The 929-nt window shown below is 32.5% G+C and carries 1 protein-coding gene; it reads left to right on the forward strand.

Annotated features, from left to right (window positions below):
* Window positions 1-418: 418 nt before the first annotated feature.
* A partial coding sequence (locus GMD4S_RS09460; RefSeq protein WP_000045548.1) for an Ig-like domain-containing protein occupies window positions 419-929 on the forward strand: 511 nt, incomplete at its 3' end.

Here is a 929-nt window from a genome sequence, read left to right on the forward strand (position 1 = left end):
ACTGTGTAAACACTAAATACCTCACTCCAGAACAAAAAACTGAATTGACACAACGTGTCTTCCACGAAGTTCTTTCAATGGATGACGCATTGAGCTAAGATTCAATTAGAATGAAAAGAAAGCCAGTCAAAATGACTGGCTTTTTACTATAATATCAAAGATTGGCCTAATTGTAGATATAATATATATTAAGCTATTTATATCAGTTTACCGATATAAATAGTTCAAAATTGAATGGCTAGGTTATAGAATGGTGCAAATACGTGTATTTTTAAGTTAATATACTTGAATAGATTGTATTGAAATGTTATAATATATCAGATAAACTCTAGTTAGTGATAGGGGTTGTCAAAATAGTATGATGTAATCTCTTAGGGAGATTAGAAATAAAAATTTCATATAGAAAAGAGGAGAAGAAATGTCGAAAAGCAAAGCGTTAAACATGCTTTCTAAATTTTCTGCGTTAACTTTTGCTATTTTAGCTCTAGCATCTGTTTTGGTAGGGATTGTTAAAGCAGATAATCCTGTTTCAAAAGAATTGACACAAGTAATTACAGGCATCGATCTATTAGATGCTTCAGACACTAAGCAAAATGTGAGTTCAGAAGGAGATTTCTCGCTTCGTACGAATTTAGCATATAAGCTTCGCGTGACCTTTGATCTCAAACAGTATAATGAACATCTGAATAATGGAGATTATTTTACCTTTGATATACCTGCTCCTATGGCAGTTTATGAAGGGAGTCAGGATTTAATTGATCCGACAACAAAAGTTACTATTGGAGAAGCAGAAGTGACTTCAAATGGTACTGATCAAGGTGGGAAAGCAAAAATCACCTTAAAAAACTTGGATAAATATCTAGAGAAAACTGGTGGAGATAAGGTAAAGGATGTGTCAGGGAATTTTTCTGTTACTTTTAGATTCTTAA

The sequence above is a fragment of the Streptococcus sp. GMD4S genome (genome assembly GCF_000296955.1).